The sequence below is a fragment of the bacterium genome (genome assembly GCA_024224155.1).
Lineage (GTDB): Bacteria > Acidobacteriota > Thermoanaerobaculia > Multivoradales > JAHEKO01 > CALZIK01.
In genome coordinates, this window is record JAAENP010000570.1 from 1 (window position 1) to 4143 (window position 4143).

Annotated in this window: 6 protein-coding genes; 3 read left to right on the forward strand and 3 right to left on the reverse strand. The window is 63.5% G+C overall.

The genetic code is table 11. From position 1 onward, the window contains the following. Both GY769_26075 and GY769_26080 read right to left on the reverse strand, forming a co-directional pair. The coding region (locus GY769_26075; protein ID MCP4205394.1) for an alpha/beta fold hydrolase at positions 1–623 on the reverse strand (623 nt) is incomplete at its 3' end. A gap of 119 nt (positions 624–742) precedes the next feature. Continuing rightward, positions 743–1192, reverse strand: coding sequence for a DUF3187 family protein (locus GY769_26080; GenBank protein MCP4205395.1), 450 nt, complete (start codon positions 1190–1192; stop codon positions 743–745). A 28-nt stretch (positions 1193–1220) separates the two neighbouring features. On the opposite strand from GY769_26080, the gene GY769_26085 reads away from it, so the two are divergent. After that, on the forward strand, positions 1221–1448 hold the full coding sequence (locus tag GY769_26085) for a hypothetical protein (protein MCP4205396.1): 228 nt from the start codon (positions 1221–1223) through the stop codon (positions 1446–1448). Positions 1449–1513: 65 nt separating this feature from the next. Here GY769_26085 and GY769_26090 read toward each other — a convergent pair whose 3' ends face one another. Then, entirely contained in the window at positions 1514–3166 is a 1653-nt protein-coding gene (locus tag GY769_26090) for an AmpG family muropeptide MFS transporter (protein ID MCP4205397.1), read from the reverse strand. 75 nt (positions 3167–3241) lie between these two features. Here GY769_26090 and GY769_26095 point away from each other — a divergent pair, with 75 nt between their 5' ends. Together GY769_26095 and GY769_26100 are read left to right on the forward strand one after the other, a co-directional pair. Further along, positions 3242–3586, forward strand: coding sequence for a helix-turn-helix transcriptional regulator (locus GY769_26095; GenBank protein MCP4205398.1), 345 nt, complete (start codon positions 3242–3244; stop codon positions 3584–3586). Between the two features lie 2 nt (positions 3587–3588). Then, positions 3589–4143, forward strand: a 555-nt coding sequence (locus GY769_26100; GenBank protein ID MCP4205399.1) for a hypothetical protein, incomplete at its 3' end; no start/stop codon positions are given.

Here is a 4143-nt window from a genome sequence, read left to right on the forward strand (position 1 = left end):
CGAGCCCCGGTCAGGTACTGCCACTTCGTCGCCCCGAGAGTCAGCAGACCCTTCAGCGGCTCGACGTTCTCCGGTGTGCGCTCCGCCCAATAGGTCTTGATCAGGTCCCAGAACTCGCGCAAGCCCTCGTCGTAGGCGTTGCCGTTCTGGACGAGCAGGGCCTGTACACGCTTGGGATGCTGCACCGCGAGCCGGTACCCGACCGGCGCGCCGTAGTCCATCAAGTAGAGACTGTAGCTATCGAGCGAGAGTTTCTCGGTGAGTCCTTCCATGAGCTCTGCGAAGCGGTCGAAGGTGTACTCGAACTCGTCGACTTTCGGCATGGGGCTGTGGCCGAAGCCCGGGTAGTCCGGAGCGATCAGGTGGTACTCGTCGGCGAGCGCCGGCATCAGCTCCCGGAACATGTGGGAAGAGGTCGGGAAGCCATGCAGCAGGAGGATCGTGGGGTTCTCACGAGAGCCGGCCTCCCGATAGAAGATCTCCATGCCATCGACTTCCACCGTGCGGTAGCGGACAGAGGCAAGCGATTCGGCGGTCTGCTGCGCCCCAGCGAGGGTGGGCAGAGCGCCGAGCATGGCGAGGGCGAGTGCGAGCGCGAGGCGGATGTGGTTGCGGGTCTTCATGGTGGTTCCTTTCGAGGTTGTAGCGCGGTGTGATGTGTTGGGCCCTGTTCGAGTGGAAGGCCTCCACTTTGAGGATGAAGGCGCGCTCGGTCCGAAGGCGATTCCTGTGAAACGCCTGGTCATCGCGGGTCGAATGTCTGGGTGAGGCCGACGTGAAAGCCGACGTCGGCGGTGTTGTTGAGGTTCTGGATGTTCTCGGTAAAGCCGACAAAGAGGACCTGCCGGTTCCAGAGGACTTTTTTGAGGCCCAGCGTCACCTGGATCGAGGTCTCCGCCAGCTCGGCGAGCTGCAGATCCCGGAAAGGACTCTCGGACACCGTGAGCTGAGCCAGGCCGGAGCTCTTCGGTCCGAGCGCTCGCTCGTAGGCGACCATCCCCGAGGGTAGGGTCTGGGCCGGCGTGCCCAGCTCATCCCGCTCGCCCAGATAGAGGAGGCCGAGTGAGGTGTGGAGGCAGGCCTTTTCGAAGTAGCGGGTCATGAGGACCTGGGCTCCGAAGTCGGTGGAGCCCGAGCTCGATAGCTGAGATTCATCACCGAACAGCCTCGGCCCAGGGCTGTGGATTTTCACCCGCTTTCAACCCAACGAGGTGCTCGAGGTGGTGAGGATCATGGGCAACAGCGTTGTCGAGCAACTCAGAATCGACCTCGAGGATAACGGCGACGGCACGTGCAAAGGCACTTGGACCATGAAGTTCACGGCCCTGAACGAGCAGGGGAACTCTGTCGTCGAAGCCCTTCCGGAGGAGGACCCTCTTCTTGAGAGTGTGGTCATCCAGGGACTGGAGCACTTTGTAACGAGCGGAGAGCTGATGCCCGTCGAGTGATCGTTTACAGAGGAGCGCGCGTCGGGGTCCGGCCTCGGTCGGACCCGCGCCCTTCGACCCAGCCCCTAAATGAACTTCGTCGTCTGCCCTTCCATCAGCGGCTGAAGATCCTTGCGCAGCACGAGCAGGAGCAAGAGGCTGGGGACCACCATGACGGTAGTGATGACGAAGAAGAGCGTCCAGTTGCCACCCAGAGCATCGACCACGATGCCGCTGCCGGCCGAAAGCGTCGTTCGAGACAGGTTCCCGAGCGATGCGAACGCGGCGTACTGGGTCGCGGTGTAGGTGCGGTCGCAGAGCTGCGAGATGAAGGCGACGAAGGCGACGGTGGAGATCGCGGTGGTGAACTGATCGGTAACGACCGCGCAGGTAAAGAGCCACTTCACCGGGTGGGCCGCCAACAGGGCGAACAGCAAGTTCGTGGAGGCCATCGCCACGCCGCTCAGGAAGATCCCGCGAAACAGGCCGTAGCGAGCATTGATCAGGCTGCCGATCACGGAAAAAATGCACACCGAAATCGTGCCGAGTCCCTTCTGGTAAAGGGCGATATCGGCTTTCGAGAACCCGATCTCCTTGTAGAACACCAGCGACATCCGGCCTAGGAAAGCCTCGCCCACCTTGAACAGGATGATAGTGGCGATGATGATTGCGCCGACCCGCACGCCGTGATTCTTGAGGAAGCGCGCCACCGGCATGTAGTAGATCGAGTAGCCACGGGCCAGAGCGTCGGCGCCCCCGCCGCCGCGCCGCACCACGACCTCCTTGAGCAGATAAAGCAGCGCCCAGAGGATCAGGGCGGCGGTCAGGAAGACGGCAAAGAGAGCAACAAGCCCCAGCCCGGTCCCCCCGCCGATCCAGGACACGAGGCTCGCCCCGGCATAGGGATAAACGAGCAGAGCCAGCAGAAGAGCGGCGATCGAAGTGGCGGCGAACGCCGCTCGGCCGAAGAGAATTCTTACCATGCGCGCCGAGAGGCCGCTGGCGCTGGTGGCGACGAGGAGCTCCCTCATCCGGCTGACATCCTCGGACTGGCCCGTCTCCCGCTCCGCCCGGGGCGGCTCCTCGACGAAACGCAACAACGCTGCGACGCTCACCCCTATAACCGCGAGCGTCACCAGATAGGTCGCGGGCCAGTAGCCCTCGATGCCGCGGTTCTGAAGCGCCTGGGCGCTGAACAGCGCCAGCGAACCGCCAAGGCCGTACCCGGCCCACCACCCGGAGGTCGCCATCGCCGATCCCGCGCCGACCTTCCGGGCTTCCATCCGGCCGATGAGCTCGATTCTGGTGGCGTCGATGGCGACGTCCTGAGTCGCGCTGGCGATGGCAATCAGCAGCGCCCAAGCGGAGATTGCGATGAGGTCCTGCGTCGGATCGAGCCTGGAGAGGGAGACGACCGCGAGCGCGATGATGCCCTGCATGGCGACGATCCAGGACCGGCGCTGGCCGAGAGCGCGCGTCAAGAGCGGGATCCGGATGCTATCCACCAGAGGCGCCCACAGCATGTTGAAGGCGTAGACTGTGAAGACCAACCCGAACAGCCCGATGCCGCTGCGGCTGAAACCCGCCTCCTGCAGCCAGAGGGTGATCATCGAGCCGATCAACACCCACGGGAAGCCACTTATGAAACCGATGAGCAGGATCTTGGCCATCCGCCAGTCGGCGTAGACCGACAGGGCGTCCTTCAGTCGCGCCGTTCGTGAGCTGCTCGGTCCGGGCATGGCAGGCATCGTCTCATTCCGATGGGTGTCGCGCGTGGGTTTGACATGATACTATGCATAGCATAGTATCGGGCTATGAATAGCTCTGCTCTGGATAAATGGCTGTCCCAGCTGCGCAAAGGCTCTCTGGAAATGGTGGTTCTGGCCTCGCTGCGGGACGAGAAACTCTACGGCCTGGAGATCCTGAGGCGCTTGGCCGCGCTCGAGGTGGTCGAGGGCACGCTTTACCCGTTGCTGAACCGCTTGCGAAAGGACGGGTACCTCGAGTCCGAGTGGGAGACGCGCGACTCGGGGCACCCACGCCGGTACTACCGGCTGACAAGAGCCGGCCGTGTCCGCGCCATAGAGATGGCGAAGCGCTGGACGACGTACAACCGGGAGCTGCGCGAGCTTATGCAGCCCCTGATCGAAGAGGGATAGGAATGAACCAAGACGAACAGATAGAGACAAGAATCGGGCAATACACGGCCCGCTTGCGGCGGGCGCTCGGCACCCTCCAAGCGGGGGAGGTCGACGACATCGTGCTCGAGATCCAAAGCCATATCGCCGAGCGATTGGCGGACTCGGCGGATCCAGCGGCGGCGGCGGTCGAGGTGCTCGAAGCCCTGGGCGATCCGGAAGAGCTGGCCGCCGAGTATCAGACCGAGGCGCTTCTCGCCCGAGGCCGGTCCAGCCAATCGCCACTGGCGCTCATGAGGGCGGCACAACGGTGGGCCATGGAAGGGCTGTTCGGCCTGACGATGTTCCTTGCCGGAATCCTGGGCTACAGCCTTGCAGCGGCGTTGGTTCTGGTCGCTGTGCTGAAGCCTTTCTTTCCTCTTCACATCGGGCTCTGGAGGGATCCACCCGATCTTCTAGCACTCGGCTTCGTCAGTGGCCCGCCCGATGCGCAGTTCGAGCTTCTGGGCTGGTGGATCATCCCGGTCGGGCTCGTGACAGGCTGCCTGCTCTGGCTCGGCATGACCCGTCTGTTGGGC

Coding starts and splice junctions, on each gene's coding strand:
- GY769_26090 (MCP4205397.1), bottom strand. CDS start 3,166: ATGCCCGGACCGAGCAGCTCACGAACGGCGCGACTGAAGGACGCCCTG.
- GY769_26095 (MCP4205398.1), top strand. CDS start 3,242: ATGAATAGCTCTGCTCTGGATAAATGGCTGTCCCAGCTGCGCAAAGGC.